Annotated in this window: 1 pseudogene; it reads left to right on the forward strand. The window is 53.2% G+C overall.

The features are described from left to right. A pseudogene (locus CWM53_RS29910) lies at positions 1 to 368 on the forward strand (anti-repressor protein); the annotation flags it as partial. Positions 369 to 474 lie beyond the last annotated feature (106 nt).

Consider the following 474-nt stretch of genomic DNA (forward strand, 5'->3'; position numbering starts at 1 on the left):
GCAAGACTGGCCGCTACGTTCGGGAAGAACTCTCCCAGGCTGATAAAGCCCGCATGCTGGCGCAGGAGATGACAAGCAGCATGTTGCCGGCGATCATGGATGCATTGCAGGTCGAGCAGAAGCACTACACCTTCCCTCTTAACCGACGCTATCAGGATCACATCCATTCACCTGATGGACTGCGTGAACTGGCGAAAAGCTCAATGGTGATGAAGCTGCTCCGCGAACTCGATGCTGACGGGCATGATGTGTCCGGCGCCGCCGCAGAGGTCACGGCCATGCTCAGCTACATTGTTGGTATCGGCGCCGTACTGCGCGAAATAGAGACGCATGCTCAGTACGTGATGGCTAAGGCCAAAGGTTACTGAGGTTGCTGGCGCAGGGAAGCGCCTTAAAAAGCATGATGCGTAACCTATTCATATCTATTGATATCGCGTTTTTATTGCTTTGCTCATCTTGCAACCAACAATACCT

The organism is Klebsiella sp. A-Nf5 (assembly GCF_002810545.1).
Classification (GTDB): Bacteria; Pseudomonadota; Gammaproteobacteria; order Enterobacterales; family Enterobacteriaceae; genus Klebsiella; species Klebsiella variicola.